The sequence below is a fragment of the Gluconobacter albidus genome, from assembly GCF_002723915.1.
Classification (GTDB): domain Bacteria; phylum Pseudomonadota; class Alphaproteobacteria; order Acetobacterales; family Acetobacteraceae; genus Gluconobacter; species Gluconobacter albidus.
In genome coordinates, this window is the sequence record NZ_BEWL01000002.1 from 296,681 (window position 1) to 315,253 (window position 18,573).

General features: G+C 58.9%; 14 protein-coding genes. All 14 read left to right on the forward strand.

What is annotated here, in order from left to right; all coding sequences use genetic code 11:
- Window positions 1-61: 61 nt before the first annotated feature.
- The 14 genes from GAL01_RS04305 (at window position 62) to rplD (ending at window position 18,535) form a co-directional block, all read left to right on the forward strand.
- Complete coding sequence (locus GAL01_RS04305) at window positions 62-1,273, forward strand: efflux RND transporter periplasmic adaptor subunit (protein ID WP_231865290.1); 1,212 nt, start codon at window positions 62-64, stop codon at window positions 1,271-1,273.
- The gene (locus tag GAL01_RS04310) at window positions 1,273-2,928 is read left to right on the forward strand and encodes an efflux transporter outer membrane subunit (protein WP_231865289.1); all 1,656 of its coding nucleotides are present in this window, start codon (window positions 1,273-1,275) and stop codon (window positions 2,926-2,928) included. The genes GAL01_RS04305 and GAL01_RS04310 overlap by 1 nt, the downstream gene beginning before the upstream one ends.
- A 99-nt stretch (window positions 2,929-3,027) precedes the next feature.
- A complete protein-coding gene (gene rplK / locus GAL01_RS04315) occupies window positions 3,028-3,462 on the forward strand; it encodes a 50S ribosomal protein L11 (RefSeq protein ID WP_008852418.1) in 435 nt (144 codons plus the stop codon).
- Between the two features lie 4 nt (window positions 3,463-3,466).
- Window positions 3,467-4,159, forward strand: a complete 693-nt coding sequence (gene rplA, locus GAL01_RS04320) for a 50S ribosomal protein L1 (protein WP_062029278.1) — start codon at window positions 3,467-3,469, stop codon at window positions 4,157-4,159.
- 305 nt (window positions 4,160-4,464) lie between these two features.
- Window positions 4,465-4,989 carry a 50S ribosomal protein L10 gene (rplJ, locus tag GAL01_RS04325; protein WP_062029280.1) on the forward strand — a complete coding sequence of 175 codons (525 nt, stop codon included), beginning with the start codon at window positions 4,465-4,467 and terminating at the stop codon, window positions 4,987-4,989.
- A gap of 67 nt (window positions 4,990-5,056) precedes the next feature.
- Window positions 5,057-5,428, forward strand: a complete 372-nt coding sequence (gene rplL / locus GAL01_RS04330) for a 50S ribosomal protein L7/L12 (RefSeq protein ID WP_062029282.1) — start codon at window positions 5,057-5,059, stop codon at window positions 5,426-5,428.
- A 239-nt stretch (window positions 5,429-5,667) separates the two neighbouring features.
- Window positions 5,668-9,840: a DNA-directed RNA polymerase subunit beta gene (rpoB, locus tag GAL01_RS04335; RefSeq protein WP_062029337.1), complete on the forward strand. Its 4,173-nt coding sequence runs from the start codon at window positions 5,668-5,670 to the stop codon at window positions 9,838-9,840.
- A gap of 80 nt (window positions 9,841-9,920) precedes the next feature.
- Window positions 9,921-14,240, forward strand: coding sequence for a DNA-directed RNA polymerase subunit beta' (gene rpoC, locus GAL01_RS04340; protein WP_062029285.1), 4,320 nt, complete (start codon window positions 9,921-9,923; stop codon window positions 14,238-14,240).
- A gap of 379 nt (window positions 14,241-14,619) precedes the next feature.
- Entirely contained in the window at window positions 14,620-14,991 is a 372-nt protein-coding gene (gene rpsL / locus GAL01_RS04345) for a 30S ribosomal protein S12 (RefSeq protein WP_011251969.1), read from the forward strand.
- 12 nt (window positions 14,992-15,003) lie between these two features.
- Entirely contained in the window at window positions 15,004-15,480 is a 477-nt protein-coding gene (rpsG, locus tag GAL01_RS04350) for a 30S ribosomal protein S7 (RefSeq protein WP_011251968.1), read from the forward strand.
- Window positions 15,481-15,595: 115 nt separating this feature from the next.
- Window positions 15,596-16,786 carry an elongation factor Tu gene (tuf, locus tag GAL01_RS04355; protein WP_062029287.1) on the forward strand — a complete coding sequence of 397 codons (1,191 nt, stop codon included), beginning with the start codon at window positions 15,596-15,598 and terminating at the stop codon, window positions 16,784-16,786.
- A 120-nt stretch (window positions 16,787-16,906) separates the two neighbouring features.
- On the forward strand, window positions 16,907-17,215 hold the full coding sequence (gene rpsJ, locus GAL01_RS04360) for a 30S ribosomal protein S10 (protein ID WP_007282720.1): 309 nt from the start codon (window positions 16,907-16,909) through the stop codon (window positions 17,213-17,215).
- A 10-nt stretch (window positions 17,216-17,225) separates the two neighbouring features.
- The gene (gene rplC / locus GAL01_RS04365; protein ID WP_062029290.1) at window positions 17,226-17,909 is read left to right on the forward strand and encodes a 50S ribosomal protein L3; all 684 of its coding nucleotides are present in this window, start codon (window positions 17,226-17,228) and stop codon (window positions 17,907-17,909) included.
- Window positions 17,910-17,920: 11 nt separating this feature from the next.
- Complete coding sequence (gene rplD / locus GAL01_RS04370; RefSeq protein ID WP_062029295.1) at window positions 17,921-18,535, forward strand: 50S ribosomal protein L4; 615 nt, start codon at window positions 17,921-17,923, stop codon at window positions 18,533-18,535.
- The last annotated feature ends 38 nt before the right edge of the window (window positions 18,536-18,573 follow it).

Here is an 18,573-nt window from a genome sequence, read left to right on the forward strand (position 1 = left end):
GGGGCAGGTGCCTCCGACAAACCATCAGGCCCGTACGGGCTCAGGCGCGCGCGGCAAGCTCATTCTGCTGGTGGTGATCCTGCTGGCGATTGCACTCGCGGCATGGGGAATCGTGCAGCGGGGCACGCATTATCACTCCCTGCGTGGCGCGACCGAAGAGGCGGCCATTCCGCCCGTTACGCTGATTACACCGCAGCCGGGACCGAAGACACGACAGGTCGATCTGCCTGCCAATCTTGCCGCATGGTACGAGGCGCCGATCTACGCGCAGGTCTCGGGCTATGTGAAAATGTGGTACAAGGACTACGGCGCACATGTGAAGCGCGGGGATGTTCTGGCGGAAATCAGCACGCCGAGCATCGACGCCCAGTTCGAGGCTGCCAAGGCGCATTACAACGTCATTCTGGCGCGTTATAATCTGGCCGTCATCACCACACAGCGCTGGACGGCGCTGAAGGGGACGCAGGCCGTATCACGTCAGGAAGTGGACGTGCAGGCCGCAAATGCTGCCGCGCAGAAAGCCGAACTGGAAGCCGCGCGCCATGATGTGGACCGCTTTCAGGCGCTTGAGGATTTCAAGAAGATCGTCGCACCCTTTGATGGAATCGTGACGTCCCGTCTGGTGAACGTGGGTGATTACGTGAATGCGGGCGGTGGCAATGTGAATTCCCGCGGTGCGGCATCCGAGCTGTTTTCGGTGGCCGACGTTCACCGGATGCGCGTGTTCGTTTCGGTGCCGCAGGATTTTGCGAGTGTGATTTCGCCGAAGATCGAAGCCGAACTGACGGTGCCGCAATATCCGGGAAGTCATTTCCGGGCGACCTTCCTTGCGACGGCCAATGCCTTCAACGCCGCGACCCGTACGGTGACGACCGAACTGACACTGGATAATGACGACAATCTGCTGTGGCCGAATTCCTATGCGACAGCGCATATCTCGGCCCCCGGAAACCCGAATATTCTGATCCTGCCGGAAGGTGCGATCATTTACCGGGCCGAAGGGACGCAGGTCGCGAAGGTCATCAACAACCACGCGCATCTGGTGAACGTCACCGTCGGGATCAATTTCGGGACGACAGTTCAGGTGCTTAGCGGTATTACAAAAGACGACCGCGTGGTTGCCAACCCTACGGCTGATCTGCTGGAAGGGGACGAAGTCAGGATCGTCCCGACCACACCGGGATACAACACGCCAGGCAAGGCGCTGCAGGATGCGGATCAGCAGCCTGTCCGCCAGCATGACGCAAACCCCGAAGAGGCCGGATCGCGCTGATGAAACCGGAAAGTTCCCAGTCATCTCCCTCCCGGAAGAGCGCATCAACCCGCAAGCGTTCCATCTGGCGTCTTACGACGGCTCTGGGCGGCGTTCTGTCCATCGGGCTTGCCTCCTGCGATCTGGCCCCGGAGTATCATCCGCAGAAATTCCTTTACCCTGAAGGATGGGAAGGGAAGGGGCTGATGGTCAACGCGCAGCCTGCGGATGGTGCCGTCCGGAGTGACTGGTGGACCATGTTCAACGATCCCATTCTCAATGGGCTCGAACAGCGCATGCTCGCCGTCAATCCAGATCTGCAGGCGGAGGCAGAGACGTTCACCCAGGCCCGCGATGTTGCTCGTGAGACGGAAAGTCGCCTGTATCCGCAGGTGACAGGCTCCGCGCATATGAGTGACAATAAAGGCTCGGTCGGGAGGCTGTACAACAATCCGGCCCGCAGCAGCAGCCTCGTTTATGAATCCAACCAGGCCTATAGCGGCGCTGCCACGTGGGAGCCGGATTTCTGGAATTCCATTCGCAATACGACGCGGATGCAGAAAAACCTCGCTCAGGCTTCTGCCGGACAATACGCGCTGGCAAGGCTCAGTCTGGAAGCGGAGCTGGCATCGGATTACGTCGCCCTGCGCGGTCTGGATGCCCAGAATGCGGTTTATGATGATTCCATCCGCTACTTCCGCGCAGCTGTAGAAATTACCGAACTGCGTCAGGCAGGGTCGATCGGTGCGGGGCTGGACGTCTCGCGTGCCGAGACCCAGCTCTATTCGGCGCAGGCTGCAAAAAGCAATCTGATTGCCCGCCGCAATGTCATGGAACATGCCATCGCAGTCTTGCTGAACACGGCCCCGGCAGGCTTTCACATCGCGCCTGTCAAGGACGTGAAGATGCATTTCGGCGTGGTGAAGATCAACGCCGGACTGCCTGCATCCCTGCTGGAGCGTCGCCCTGACATCGCGATTGCCGAACGCCAGATGGCGGCTTCCGCACGTGCGATCGGTGTGTCTCGTGCGGCATTCTATCCGCACATCACCTTCAGCGCGGAAGGCGGATTCGAGGATGGTGGTTTCGATCTGGCCAGTATCTCCCGCGCCTTCTGGAAAATTGCCGTGCAGGCGGTCGAACCGGCCTTTACGGGTGGCCTGAGACGCGCAGCGTTGCAGCGCTCGTGGTCACAGTACCGCGGAATGGTGGACAATTACCGTTCTGTCGTCCTGTCCGCGTTTCAGGATGTCGAGGATGGTCTGACCCAGACGCGGCAGTTCAAGATTGCCCAGGATCAGCAGCAGAAAGCCGTTGAGGCTGCGCTGCGGACGCAGAACATGACGATGGCGCTCTATACGGGCGGACTGTCCAACTATCTTGATGCGCTCGTGGCGCAGCAGGATGCGCTTCAGGCGCGTCTGGCGGAAGTCGAGGCGCAGACGGCGCAGGTGCAGTCCTCCGTGCGTCTGGTGCGCGCTCTGGGCGGCGGCTGGAGTGCCAGCGACCTGCCGGGCGTCAAGCAGATCGATCCTTTCGGCCCGCTTCAGTACAAGGATTTGCGGACTCCGAAGCCGGTCAGTGGCATCGACAGTCATGCGTCCCCGCTGGACAACGATCTGCGGGGCGATCAGCCCCCGGTCAATGTTTCGCAGGGCTTGACGGGGCGCCCCTAACTGGTCTAGGGGTCCGCCTCACTTCGAACGCGGGAGGAGGAGGCGTGGCCGACTCCGTTGAACCGCGGTTCGGGAACGACAAACAGGGGAGTCCCGGATATGGCCAAAAAAGTTGTTGGCTACATCAAGCTTCAGATCCCGGCTGGTAAAGCCAATCCTTCTCCGCCGGTTGGTCCGGCTCTGGGTCAGCGCGGCCTGAACATCATGCAGTTCTGCAAGGAGTTCAACGCCAAGACCCAGCAGCTCGAGCCCGGCATGCCGATCCCGGTGGTCATCACCGCCTATGCGGATCGCACGTTCTCCTTTATCACGAAGACGCCGCCGAACACGTACTTCCTGCTGAAGGCTGCCAAGATTTCCAAGGGCAGCCAGACGGTCGGCAAGTCCGCTGCGGTTGGTTCCGTGACGACGGCTCAGCTTCGCGAGATCGCTGAGACGAAGTTCAAGGACATGAACGCCAACGACATTGATGGCGCCGTGCGCATGCTCGCCGGTTCCGCCAAGTCGATGGGCCTGAACGTGGTGGAGGGCTGATCCTATGGCCAAGAACAAGCGTCTGAACGCCGCACAGGCAACTGTCGAGCGTAACAAGCCGTACGGCCTGACCGAGGCTGTCGCTCTCGTGAAGAGCAACGCCAATGCAAAGTTCGACGAGACGATCGAAATCTCGCTGAACCTCGGCATCGATCCGCGTCACGCTGACCAGATGGTCCGAGGTCTGATCTCCCTGCCGAACGGCACGGGCAAGACCCTGCGCGTTGGCGTGTTCGCCCGCGGCCCGAAGGCTGAAGAAGCCCTGGCTGCTGGTGCGGAAGTCGTCGGTGCAGAAGATCTGGCTGAAAAGATCCAGGCTGGCGAAATCAACTTCGACCGCTGCATCGCGACGCCGGACATGATGGCTCTCGTGGGTCGTCTGGGTAAGATCCTCGGCTCGCGCGGCCTGATGCCGAACCCGCGTCTCGGTACGGTAACCATGGATGTCAAGGGTGCCATCACGGCAGCCAAGTCCGGTCAGGTCGAGTATCGTGCCGAAAAGGCCGGTATCATTCATGCCGGCGTTGGCAAGGCTTCCTTTGATGAAGCCAAGCTGGTCGAGAACATCAACGCTCTGGTCGATGCCGTGCAGAAGGCTCGTCCGACGGGTGCCAAGGGTACGTATCTGAAGAAGGCAGCCCTGTCTTCCACGATGGGTCCGGGCGTTCGCGTTGACGTTTCGAGCTTCGAAGCCTGATTGACAGGTGGTCTTCCTTCTGGGAAAGACCACCACGAAATGACGTCACGCCCTCGGGTGTGATGGCTGAGGGGTGGCCTGCTTGCAGGTCGCTTCCAAACCTGTCCAAGACCGCACGTGGACCTTCGGGGCCTTAAGGATCTTTCGGGATCGCGGGCGTCAGACGGGGCGACAGTATTCAGTGGCGCTGCTGCGATGTGCTGGGTTCGCTCACTTCTGTGGACAGGCGAGCGGAGCTGCTTCGAAAGAGGCGGCTCCATGGGTAACCTGGTCTGGCGAAAGCTGGACTGACGAGGAGACAGGTTTTGGACCGTACGGAAAAACGGGCCTTTGTTGAGTTCCTCGCCGATGTGTTTGGCAGCACGTCCATGGTTGTCGTCACCCAGAACAAGGGTCTGACGGTTGCCGATGTGACGGAACTGCGTCGACGCATTCGTGCGGCAGGGGCGACATACAAGGTTGCGAAGAACCGGCTGGCCAGCCGTGCTCTGGATGGGACCCAATTCGACGGCATCGCGCCGCTGCTCAAGGGACCGACCGCGCTTGCGTGGTCTGAAGACCCGGCATCAGTAGCGAAGGTGATCGTCGAGTTCGCCAAGACGAATGACAAACTGGTGGTGCTTGGTGGCGCCCTGGGTTCCCAGACGCTTGGCGTCGACGGAGTCAAGGCCCTCGCCGAGCTGCCGTCGCTGGACGAGCTGCGTGCGAAGCTGGTGGGTATGATCAATACCCCCGCAACGCGTATCGCAGGCGTTGTCCAGGCGCCGGCTGGCCAGCTTGCTCGCGTCTTTGGTGCCTATGCCAAGGCCGGCGAAGCAGAAGCCGCCTGAGAATGAAGGCCCGCGCTGCGGCGTAGGCCTGAACCTGATCAACAGTACATCAATTTAGGATAAGACCATGGCCGATCTGGCAAAGATTGTTGAAGAGCTGTCCGCTCTGACCGTTCTGGAAGCTGCAGAGCTTTCCAAGATGCTTGAAGAGAAGTGGGGCGTTTCCGCTGCTGCTCCGGTTGCAGTTGCTGCTGCTGCTGGTGCTGCTGCTGCTCCCGCTGAAGAGCAGACCGAATTCACGGTTGTCCTGGCTGACGCCGGCGACAAGAAGATCAACGTGATCAAGGAAGTCCGTGGCATCACGGGCCTCGGTCTGAAGGAAGCCAAGGACCTGGTCGAAGGCGCACCGAAGACCGTCAAGGAAGGCGCGTCCAAGGACGAAGCTGCCAAGATCAAGAAGGCTCTTGAAGACGCCGGTGCCAAGGTCGAAGTCAAGTAATCTACTGATTTCGGGTTGCTTCGTTCGCGTCGCAGCCACTGCCTGGCAGACAGATGGGGCGGGGATCGCATGCGGTTCCCGCCCGATTTGCCGTTGGAGTAGAACGGGCGTATAGTGCGCGGCTCGCCACGTACTGAAAATTTCATAACGGCCGGTCGTTCCGGTCGTCCGCAATGCAGGGACCTGTTCTCGGCACGGTTTGCGGGCGACTCGAAGGTCTGGTGCAGAGGGCAGAAGAGATGAACGCGATCACCAAATCGTTCACGGGACGCAAAAGGATCCGCAAAAGTTTCGGGCGTATTCCCGAAATTGCGCCGATGCCCAATTTGATCGACGTGCAGCGCGCCTCCTATGAGGCATTCCTGCAGATGAACGTAAGTCCTGACAGCCGGCAGGACGCCGGTCTTCAGGAAGTCTTCCGTTCGGTGTTTCCGATCAACGATTTTGCGGGTCGCGGTCGTCTGGACTTCATGTCCTACGAATTCGAAGATCCGAAATATGATGTCGAGGAATGCATTCAGCGCGGTCTGACCTATGCGGCGCCGCTGAAGGTTATTCTTCGTCTGACGACGTGGGATATCGACGAGGACACCGGTTCACGTTCGATTCACGACATGAAGGAACAGCCGGTTTACATGGGCGACATGCCGCTCATGACTGATAACGGCACCTTTATCATCAATGGCACAGAGCGCGTCATTGTCTCCCAGATGCATCGTAGCCCGGGCGTGTTCTTCGATCACGACAAAGGCAAGACGCATTCTTCGGGCAAGTACCTCTTTGCCGCCCGCGTTATTCCGTATCGTGGTTCCTGGCTCGACTTCGAGTTTGATGCCAAGGACCTGATCTATGTCCGTATCGACCGCAAGCGCAAGCTGCCGGTTACAACTCTTCTTTATGCGCTTGAAGGTGCAAACTATCTCGCGCAGCGTGAGCGGAAGATTGCTGACGGCGGTGACGTAGACGGCCTCGATATCCGTGGAATGGATCAGGATGAAATCCTGTCCTACTTCTACCAGACTGTTCCCTTCACCCGTCTGGGCGGTGAATGGGCCCGCCCTTTCGATCCCGATGCATTCCGTGGCCTGAAGCTGCTCAGCCCGCTGGTTGATGCTGATACGGGTGAGGTGGTTGCCGAAGCCGACGCCAAGCTGACTGCGCGTATGGTCCGTAAGATCGCGGAAAAAACCCGCGTCGTGCAGGTTGGTCGTCTCGATATCCTCGGACGCTTCCTTGCCTATGATCTCGTGAATGAGAATACAGGTGAGATTTACGGCGAAGCTGGCGAAGAGCTGACGGAAGACCGTCTGGCGACGCTTGAGGAAATGGGCATCACGGAGCTTCCGCTTCTGTCTGTTGACGGCTCGCACGGTCCCTGGATCCGCAACACGCTGGCTGCTGACAAGAACAGCAGCCGTGATGAGGCCCTGATCGACATCTATCGTATCATGCGTCCGGGTGAACCGCCGACCAAGGAAACGGCGGAAGCCATGTTCCATGGTCTGTTCTTCGACCAGGGTCGCTATGATCTTTCTGCGGTTGGCCGTGTAAAGATGAACATGCGTCTTGATGTGGACGCACCAGATACCCTGCGCGTTCTGCGTAAGGAAGACATCCTGCGCACGATCAAGATTATGTGTGAACTGAAGGATGGCCGCGGCCAGATCGACGATATCGACAACCTTGGTAACCGTCGTGTCCGCTCTGTCGGCGAACTGATGGAAAACCAGTATCGCGTTGGCCTGCTCCGCATGGAACGTGCCATCCGCGAGCGTATGGGTTCCGTCGACATCGATACAGTCATGCCGCATGACCTGATCAATGCGAAGCCTGCCGCGGCTGCTGTGCGCGAATTCTTTGGTTCCTCGCAGCTCAGCCAGTTCATGGATCAGACGAATCCACTTTCCGAAGTGACGCACAAGCGTCGTCTTTCGGCGCTTGGTCCGGGCGGCCTGACCCGTGAGCGCGCAGGCTTCGAAGTTCGTGACGTTCACCCGACGCATTACGGCCGTATCTGCCCGATCGAGACGCCGGAAGGCCCGAACATCGGTCTGATCAACTCGCTGTCGACCTATGCCAAGGTGAACAAGTACGGCTTTATCGAGACGCCTTATCGTCTGGTGGAAGAAGGCGTTCTTCAGGATGGCTGGAAATATCTTTCCGCCATGGAAGAAGAAAAGCTCGTTGTTGCCCAGGCTGATGCCAAGCAGGACGATCAGGGTCGTCTGACGGATGAACTTGTTTCCGTTCGTCGTTCGGGTGACTTCCGCGTTGTCCCGCCGGAGCAGGTCACGGCCTGCGACGTTTCGCCGAAGCAGCTTGTGTCTGTCGCTGCCGCGCTCATTCCTTTCCTTGAGAACGATGACGCCAACCGCGCACTGATGGGCGCGAACATGCAGCGTCAGGCTGTCCCGCTGGTGAAGGCTGACGCCCCGCTGGTCGGTACCGGTATGGAAGCCGCTGTTGCGCATGACTCCGGTGCCACCATCGTGGCCAAGCGCCGTGGTGTGATCGACCAGATCGACGGTGCCCGTATCGTGGTTCGTGCCACGGACGAGGCTGGTGCAACGCAGGGCGTGGATATCTATCGTCTGCGCAAGTACATGCGCTCCAACCAGTCCGCCTGCATCAACCAGCGTCCGCTGGTGAAGGTTGGTGACACTGTTCATGCTGGTGACATCATTGCCGATGGTCCGTCCACCGAGCTTGGTGAACTGGCTCTGGGTCGTAACGTGCTCGTCGCGTTCATGCCCTGGAACGGTTACAACTTCGAAGATTCGATTCTGATCTCCGAACGTATTGCCCGTGACGACGTCTTCACTTCGATCCATATCGAAGAATTCGAAGTCATGGCCCGCGATACGAAACTGGGTCAGGAAGAAATCACGCGCGACATTCCCAATGTCGGCGAGGAAGCCCTGCGCAACCTCGACGAAGCTGGCATTGTGTATGTTGGTGCGGAAGTGAACCCGGGTGATATTCTCGTTGGTAAGGTGACGCCGAAGGGTGAAAGCCCGATGACGCCGGAAGAAAAGCTTCTGCGCGCCATCTTCGGTGAAAAGGCTTCCGACGTCCGTGATACGTCCCTGAAGCTGCCACCCGGCACGACTGGCACGATTGTCGACGTTCGCGTCTTCTCCCGCCGTGGCGTGGACAAGGACGAGCGCGCCATGGCGATCGAGCGCGCCGAGATCGAGCGTCTCACGAAGGATCGTGATGACGAGCGCGGCATTCAGGAGCGCAGCTTTTATAACCGTCTCCGTGAACGTCTGGTGGGCCAGACGGCCGGTGCCGGGTTCAAGGGCCTCCGTTCGGGCACGCCGATCACGGAAGAGGTTCTGGACGAGCATCATCGCGCGACCTGGGCCAGCATTACGGTCACGTCCGACGACGTCATGGCGGAGCTTGAAAAGCTGCGCGGTGAGTTCAAGGAAGCGACGCGCCGGATTGATGCGCGTTTCGACAGCAAGGTCGAGAAGCTCCAGCGCGGTGACGAACTGCCGCCTGGTGTGATGAAGATGGTCAAGGTCTTCGTTGCCGTGAAGCGCAAGCTTCAGCCGGGTGACAAGATGGCCGGTCGTCACGGTAACAAGGGTGTCGTCTCCCGCGTTGTTCCCGTCGAGGACATGCCGTTCCTTGAGAACGGTCAGGCCGTCGACATCGTGCTGAACCCGCTGGGTGTGCCGTCGCGCATGAACATCGGTCAGATCCTCGAAACCCATCTGGGCTGGGCCTGTGCCAATATCGGCGCCAGCATTGGCGAGATGGTGGACGAGTATCAGCGGACGGGTGAGCGCAAGCAGGAACTGCTGGATCGTCTGCATGACGTCTATGGAGACGTGGTCTTCAATGACGACATCGCGACGCTGCCGAATGAGCAGCTGATCGAGCTTGCGAACAACCTTCGCAAGGGTCTGCCGATTGCAACGCCGGTGTTCGATGGCGCTTCCATTCCTGACATCGAAGAGATGCTCGAGAAGGCAGGCGTGAACAAGTCCGGCCAGTCGCAGCTGATTGACGGTCGTACGGGTGAGCTGTTCGAGCGTCAGACAACGGTCGGCTACATCTACATGCTGAAGCTGCATCACCTTGTCGACGACAAGATCCATGCCCGTTCGATCGGTCCTTACTCGCTCGTCACGCAGCAGCCGCTGGGTGGTAAGGCGCAGTTCGGTGGTCAGCGCTTTGGTGAAATGGAAGTGTGGGCCCTTGAAGCATATGGTGCAGCTTACACGCTGCAGGAAATGCTGACGGTGAAGTCGGATGACGTTTCCGGCCGTACCAAGGTCTATGAAGCAATCGTTCGCGAACAGGACGATTTCGAAGCCGGCATTCCGGAGAGCTTCAACGTTCTGATCAAGGAACTGAAGTCACTCGGCCTGAATGTCGAACTCGAGCAGAGCGGGCTTTAATTGCCCGCTCCCTCCTTCTCGCTACGGTTCATTTTTAAGGTGTCCGCGGTACGCCGCGGAACACATTGGGGTTTCGGCGCATGAACGAACTCATGAAGATCCTGGGTCAGACCGGCCAGTCGGTGACCTTCGACCAGATCAAGATCCAGCTCGCATCCAGCGAGCAGGTGCGGTCATGGTCTTACGGCGAAATCAAGAAGCCGGAGACCATCAACTATCGTACGTTCAAGCCTGAGCGTGACGGCCTGTTCTGTGCGCGTATCTTTGGCCCGATCAAGGATTACGAATGCCTGTGCGGCAAGTACAAGCGGATGAAGTTCCGCGGTATTGTCTGCGAAAAATGCGGCGTTGAAGTCACGCTGGCCAAGGTGCGCCGCGAGCGTATGGGCCATATCGAGCTGGCATCACCTGTCGCGCATATCTGGTTCCTGAAGTCGCTGCCGAGCCGTATCGCGACCATGCTGGATCTGCCGCTCAAGGACGTTGAACCGGTTCTGTATTTCGAGAAATTCCTGATTCTCGATAAGGGCGTCTGTGAATCCGATCAGATCGACTCCTACAAGAACGGCAAGAAGCGCGATCAGTATCTGCTGGACGAAATCCGCTGCGAAGACCTTCTGGATGAATATCCCGACGCCGGTATCGACGTCGGAATCGGTGCGGAAGCCATCAAGCGCGCGCTCTCCAGCTATGACTGGGGTATTCCGAACGACCAGGAACGCGACCTGAGCCTTGCGGCAAAGGAAAAGGGCCTGCCGGATCCGTTCGACTATGACGCTGAAGTCATGGAAGGCGATTCCGAGAAGACCATGATGCGCAAGAAGCTGCGCAAGGCGACCTCGGAAGCTGCCCGCAAGAAGCTCGTCAAGCGTCTGAAGCTGGTCGAGGCCTTCGTAGAGAGCGGCTCGCGTCCGGACTGGATGATCATGGATATCGTTCCGGTCATTCCGCCGGAACTGCGTCCGCTGGTGCCGCTCGATGGTGGCCGTTTCGCAACGTCCGATCTGAACGACCTGTACCGTCGCGTCATCAACCGTAACAACCGTTTGAAGCGGCTGATCGAGCTGCGTGCGCCGGACATTATTGTCCGTAATGAAAAGCGCATGCTGCAGGAAGCTGTAGACGCCTTGTTCGATAACGGACGTCGTGGCCGCGCCATCACGGGTGCGAACAAGCGCCCGCTGAAGTCGCTGTCCGACATGCTGAAGGGCAAGCAGGGACGTTTCCGTCAGAACCTGCTCGGAAAGCGTGTCGATTACTCTGGCCGTTCGGTCATCGTGGTTGGTCCGGAGCTGAAGCTGCATCAGTGCGGTCTTCCCAAGAAGATGGCGCTCGAACTGTTCAAGCCGTTCATCTACTCGAAGCTCGAGAAGTACGGCCACGCCACCACCATCAAGGCTGCAAAGCGCATGGTGGAAAAAGAGCGTCCGGAAGTCTGGGATATCCTCGAAGAGGTGATCCGCGAGCATCCAGTCATGCTGAACCGTGCTCCGACGCTTCACCGTCTGGGTATCCAGGCGTTCGAGCCGACGCTGATCGAAGGCAAGGCCATCCAGCTTCACCCGCTGGTCTGCACCGCGTTCAATGCCGACTTCGATGGCGATCAGATGGCCGTTCACGTGCCGCTGTCGCTGGAAGCCCAGCTTGAAGCCCGCGTTCTGATGATGTCCACGAACAACATCCTCAGCCCCGCGAACGGCAAGCCGATCATCGTTCCGTCCCAGGATATCGTTCTGGGCCTGTATTACCTGAGCCTTGAAGTTCCTGAATACCGCGAAACGCCGGACGAGGCTGTCATCAAGGATGGCAAGGTCGTCACGGCTGCTCCGCCGGCCTATTCGGATGTGGCCGAGATCGAAAGCGCCATGCTTTCGGGCTCGCTCAAGCTGCATGACAAGATCCGCCTGCGTCTGGCGACGATTGACGCTGACGGCAAGTCCGTCCGTCAGACGATCGTCACGACGCCGGGTCGCGCCCTGATCGCGCAGATCCTGCCGAAGCATCAGGCCATCCCGTTCAGCCTGATCAACAAGCAGCTGACGAAGAAGAACGTATCCGACGTGATCGACACGGTCTATCGTCACTGTGGTCAGAAGGAAGCGGTGATTTTCTGCGACCGCCTGATGGGGCTTGGTTTCCGTCACGCTGCCCGCGCCGGTATCTCCTTCGGTAAGGATGACATGATCATTCCGGACGCCAAGGCAACGCTGGTTGGCAAGACGTCGGAAGAGGTCAAGGAATTCGAGCAGCAGTATCAGGACGGTCTGATCACGGCCGGCGAGCGCTACAACAAGGTGGTCGACGCCTGGTCACGCTGCACGGACGAAGTCCAGGCCGCGATGCTCAAGGAGATCTCCAAGCAGGTCATCGGCAAGCCGACGAATTCGGTCTGGATGATGAGCCACTCCGGTGCCCGTGGGTCGCCGGCACAGATGAAGCAGCTCGCCGGTATGCGCGGCCTGATGGTGAAGCCTTCGGGCGAGATCATCGAGCAGCCGATCATCGCGAACTTCAAAGAAGGCCTCTCGGTTCTCGATTACTTCACGTCCAGCCACGGTGCCCGTAAGGGGCTTGCGGATACAGCGCTGAAGACGGCGAACTCGGGTTACCTGACCCGTCGTCTGGTCGACGTGGCGCAGGACTGCATCATCGTCGAGCCGGATTGCGGTACGGAACGCGGTCTGACGGTTCGCGCCGTCATGGATAGCGGTGAAGTCGTGTCTTCCCTGTCCGAGCGTATTCTGGGTCGTACCCTGTCCAAGGATGTGCTGCATCCGGTCAGCCAGGATATCATCCTGCCGCGCAACACGCTGATCGAGGAAGCTGAAGCAGAGCTCATCGAAAAGGCGGGCGTGGAGAGCGTTGATATCCGCTCCGTTCTGACCTGTGACAGCCGCGTTGGAATCTGTGGCCACTGCTATGGTCGCGATCTGGCACGTGGCACGCCAGTCAATATCGGCGAGGCTGTCGGCGTTATTGCGGCACAGTCGATCGGTGAGCCGGGCACCCAGCTGACGATGCGTACCTTCCATATTGGTGGTGCGGCAACGCGTGGCGCCGAGCAGTCGATGGTCGAAGCGTCCCGCGATGGTATCGTGACGATCAAGAACCGGAACGTCGTCGAGAACTCGCAGAAGGTTCTGGTGGTGATGTCGCGTAACTGCGAAATCCTGCTGACCGACGAGAACGGTGTGGAACGTGCCCGCTATCGTGTGCCTTACGGTGCGCGTCTGATGGTCTCGGAAGGGGAAGCGGTGACGCGGACCCAGAAGATGGCCGAGTGGGACCCGTACACCCTGCCGATCATCACCGAGCAGGCGGGTACCGTCGAGTATCTCGACCTGATTGACAGCATCACGCTTGTTGAGCGTATGGATGAAGTCACCGGTCTGAGCTCGAAGGTTGTCGTTGACTACAAGCAGGCCGCCAAGGGCGTTGATCTGCGTCCGCGTCTGCAGCTCAAGGATGCTTCCGGAAACGTCGTCAAGCTCGCCAACGGCAACGATGCCCGCTACTTCCTCTCGCCTGACAGTATTCTGTCGGTTGAGAACGGAGCAGAGGTCAATGCCGGTGACGTGCTGGCCCGTATTCCGCGCGAAGGATCCAAGACACGTGACATCACGGGTGGTCTGCCGCGTGTGGCCGAACTGTTCGAAGCGCGTCGTCCGAAGGATCATGCAATCATCGCCGAAGGCGAGGGACGCATTGAATTCGGTAAGGACTACAAGTCCAAGCGCTGCGTTATCGTCAAGAACGACGATACGGGTGAAGAGACGCAGTATCTTATCCCGAAGGGCAAGCACGTTTCCGTTCAGGAAGGCGATTTTGTCCAGAAGGGCGATCCGCTGGTCGATGGTCCGCGCGTGCCGCATGACATTCTCAAGGTCATGGGTGTCGAGGCTCTGTCCGACTATCTCGTTAATGAGATCCAGGACGTCTATCGACTGCAGGGCGTGAAGATCAATGACAAGCATATCGAAGTCATTGTTCGTCAGATGCTGCAGAAGGTGGAAATCCTCGAGCCGGGTGATTCGACCTATCTGATCGGTGAGACGGTGGACCGTATCGAGTACGAGGGCGAGAACCAGCGTCTGACCCAGAACGGTGATACGCCTGCCCGGGCCATGCCGGTTCTGCAGGGCATCACCAAGGCGTCCCTGCAGACGCAGTCCTTCATCTCGGCGGCCTCCTTCCAGGAGACCACACGTGTCCTCACGGATGCGGCAACGTCGGGCAAGGTGGATACCCTCAACGGTCTCAAGGAGAACGTGATTGTCGGGCGTCTGATCCCGGCAGGAACGGGCAGCGTGATGAACCGTCTGCGGGGCATTGCTGCCACTCAGGACCGTCAGCGTGTTGGTGGAACGTCGCAGGCAGCTGTCGAAGACGCAGCGGAGTGAAAAGAGGATCCCCGCTTTTGAAAAAGGCGGGAATCTTCCTGTCCCGATTCTGGAAACTTTCAGCGAAGAATCGGGCCATTTCAGCTGAACCACTTGACTTGACGTCGAACCCTTCGTAGGTTCCGCGCCCTCGGCACATGCCTTCTCGGAAGGCTGAAAAAGCCGACGAAGTTTAAAGAATCGCATGCGGTGCCGCTATTCTCCTTATCTGGAGAAAATGCCAAGGCCGCACGCTGGAGAGAGAAGGGAACAGTTCAGGCTGTTTCCTTTTCACGATGTGGAAATGGCAGGCGGTCCTACCGCATGTCGGTTGGAACAAATGTCACGACAGAAACAGCAATGTTGCTGTCTGAAATAGGACAAGGATTGGGAAGGGCGCATGCCGACCATCAACCAGTTGATCGCGAACGGCCGTGAGCCGGCCGCAAAGCGGAACAAGGTCCCCGCACTGCAGGGCTGCCCGCAGAAGCGTGGCGTTTGCACGCGTGTGTATACCGTAACGCCAAAGAAGCCGAACTCCGCTCTGCGTAAGGTCGCCAAGGTGCGTCTGACCAACGGGTATGAGGTCGTGAGCTACATTCCGGGTGAAGGTCATAACCTTCAGGAACACAGTGTTGTTCTGATCCGTGGTGGCCGCGTGAAGGATCTTCCTGGCGTCCGTTATCACATCCTGCGTGGTGTGCTTGATACACAGGGTCTCGCCAAGCGTCGTCAGCGTCGTTCGCTGTATGGCGCGAAGCGTCCGAAGTAAGAGGTATTTGGAATGAGTCGCCGTCACCGCGCTGTAAAGCGCGAGATCCTTCCCGATCCGAAGTTCGGAGACGTCGTCATTACGCGCTTCATGAATGCGCTGATGTACGATGGTAAGAAATCCACCGCCGAAGGTATCGTTTACGGTGCCCTCGAAGTCATGCGCCGCCGCGGCGGCACGACTGCAGATCCGGTGGCCATGTTCCACTCGGCTCTGGACAACGTGAAGCCTGCGGTTGAAGTCCGCTCGCGTCGCGTCGGTGGCGCAACCTATCAGGTTCCGGTTGAAGTCCGCGCCGAGCGTCGTCAGGCCCTCGCGATCCGCTGGCTGATCGACGCCTCCCGCAAGCGTGGCGAGAACACGATGCAGGAACGTCTGTCCAACGAACTGATGGATGCGGTCAACAACCGTGGCTCCGCTGTCAAGAAGCGCGAAGACACGCACCGTATGGCTGAAGCCAACAAGGCATTCAGCCACTATCGCTGGTAATCAGAACCGGTTAAAGGGCTTCCGGCAGTGCTGCGATCTCGGGATCGTGCACTGACTGGTTTGAACTTTCAGTCTTACTCCCGTTCCAGGTGGAGCGGGGTTTTGGAGAAAGACGATGGCAAAGGCTAAATTTGAGCGGACGAAGCCGCACTGCAACATCGGCACCATCGGTCACGTCGATCACGGCAAGACCTCGCTGACTGCTGCAATCACCAAGGTGCTGGCAAAGTCCGGTGGCGCAACGTTCAGCGCCTACGACCAGATCGACAAGGCTCCTGAAGAGCGTGCTCGTGGCATCACCATTTCCACAGCTCACGTTGAGTACGAGACGGCCAACCGTCACTATGCTCACGTCGATTGCCCGGGCCATGCTGACTACGTGAAGAACATGATCACGGGTGCAGCTCAGATGGACGGCGCGATTCTCGTCGTTTCCGCTGCTGACGGTCCGATGCCGCAGACCCGCGAGCACATCCTGCTTGCACGTCAGGTTGGCGTTCCGGCTCTGGTCGTGTTCCTGAACAAGGTTGACCAGGTTGATGATCCGGAGCTGCTCGAGCTCGTGGAAATGGAAGTTCGCGAACTTCTGTCTTCCTACCAGTTCCCGGGCGACGATATCCCCATCGTCAAGGGCTCCGCTCTTGTGACGCTGGAAGATGGCGACGCAGCAATCGGTGAAGACCGCGTTCTCGAACTGATGACGCAGGTTGACGCCTACATCCCGCAGCCGGAGCGTCCGGTTGACCGTCCGTTCCTGATGCCGATCGAAGACGTGTTCTCGATCTCGGGTCGTGGTACGGTTGTCACGGGTCGTGTCGAGCGCGGCGTTGTCAACGTGGGTGACGAAGTCGAGATTATCGGCCTGAAGGACACCATCAAGACGACCGTTACGGGCGTTGAGATGTTCCGCAAGCTGCTCGATCGCGGTGAAGCCGGTGACAACATCGGTGCACTGGTTCGTGGCACGAAGCGTGAAGACGTCGAGCGCGGCCAGGTTCTGGCAAAGCCCGGCTCCATCACGCCGCACAAGAACTTCAAGGCTGAGGCTTACATCCTCACGAAGGAAGAGGGCGGTCGTCACACGCCGTTCTTCACGAACTATCGCCCGCAGTTCTATTTCCGTACGACCGACGTCACGGGCGTCGTGACGCTGCCGGAAGGCACGGAAATGGTCATGCCGGGTGATAACGTTGCCATGGACGTGGAGCTGATTGCTCCGATCGCCATGGACGAAGGCCTGCGCTTCGCTATCCGCGAAGGTGGCCGTACCGTGGGTGCCGGTGTGGTTTCTTCCATCACCGCCTAAAGTCCTGCGTTTAGCTGTTGGCTTTGACAGCCCCGGTCAGATTTTTTCTGACCGGGGTTCCCTTTCAGGGGCAATGGCAGTAGGACGACACCCGAATTTTTGAGTTGGACGAACAAGAACATGGACAACCAGAACATCCGCATTCGCCTTAAGGCGTACGATCATCGCGTGCTGGACAACAGCACCAAAGAGATCGTAAACACGGCGAAGCGTACGGGTGCGCGGGTTCGGGGTCCGATCCCGCTGCCGACGCATATCGAACGGTTCACGGTGAACCGCTCGCCACACGTGGATAAGAAAAGCCGCGAACAGTTCGAAATTCGGACTCACCGCCGGCTGCTCGACATTGTCGAGCCGACCCCGCAGACCGTGGACGCCCTCATGAAGCTCGACCTCGCCGCTGGCGTGGACGTCGAGATCAAACTCTAAGGTCCAGACGATGCGAACCGGATTGATTGCAAAGAAGCTGGGAATGACCCGGCTGTTTAAGGAAGATGGCACGCATGTGCCTGTGACGGTCCTTCACCTTGACAATGTCGAGGTTGTGGATGCCCGCACGAACGAGCGCGATGGCTACACCGCCATTCAGCTCGGACTTGGTAATGCCAAGGTGAAGAATGTCACCAAGGCGAACCGTGGCCACTTTGCCCGGACCAAGGTCGAGCCAAAGAAGCATCTGGCAGAGTTCCGCGTCGCTGAAGACGCCCTGCTGGAAGCTGGAACCAAGCTGTCCGCTGCTCACTTCGTTGTGGGACAGAAAGTTGACGTCACGGGCCAGAGCAAGGGCAAGGGTTTTGCGGGTGTTATGAAGCGCCATAACTTCGCAGGTCTCGAAGCGTCCCACGGCGTCTCCATCAGCCACCGTTCCCACGGTTCTACGGGCCAGCGCCAGGATCCTGGTAAGGTCTTCAAGGGAAAGAAGATGGCAGGTCACATGGGTGACGAGCGTGTTACCACGCTGAACCTTGAGATCGCTGCCGTGGATGAAGAGCGCAACCTGATCATGGTCAGGGGTGCAATTCCTGGTGCGAAGAACGGCCTTGTGCTGATTCGCGATGCAATCAAGAAGGCTCGCCATGCTGATGCGCCGTATCCGGCAGCAACAGTGGCGGCCGCCGGTTGAGGACGAGGGGCATGGAATACGATATCAAGACCCTCGATAATGGTAGCGCAGGCTCTGTCGCGCTTCCGGAAGAGATTTTCGCTGTCACCCCGCGCTCGGACATCATGGCACGCGTCGTGCACTGGCAGCTGGCAAAGCGCCGCGCCGGTACGCACCGTACCAAGGGCATGGGTGAAGTTTCTGGCACGACCAAGAAGCCTTTCCGTCAGAAGGGCACGGGCTCTGCCCGTCAGGGCTCCCTGCGTGCGCCGCAGTTCCGTACGGGTGGCGTTGTTCATGGTCCGGTCGTTCGCGATCACGGCTATGACCTTCCCAAGAAGGTTCGTCGTCTCGGCCTGATCTGCGCCCTGTCGCAGAAGGCTGCCGAGGGCAAGCTGATCGTTCTCGATGCAGCCAACGGTGTCACCAAGACCCGTGAAGCCGCAGCGAAGATCAAGGCTTTGGGCTGGACGTCTGCGCTGATCGTTGATGGCGCTGTCGACGAGCAGTTTGCTCGCGCAATCGCCAATCTGCCGAAGATCGACGTTCTGCCGACTATTGGTGCAAACGTCTATGACATCCTCAACCACGACGTTCTGGTTATCACCCGCGCCGGTCTTGAGGGTCTTAAGGAGCGTCTGGCATGACCACCAATACCGTCATGAACGCACACAAGACTGCACAG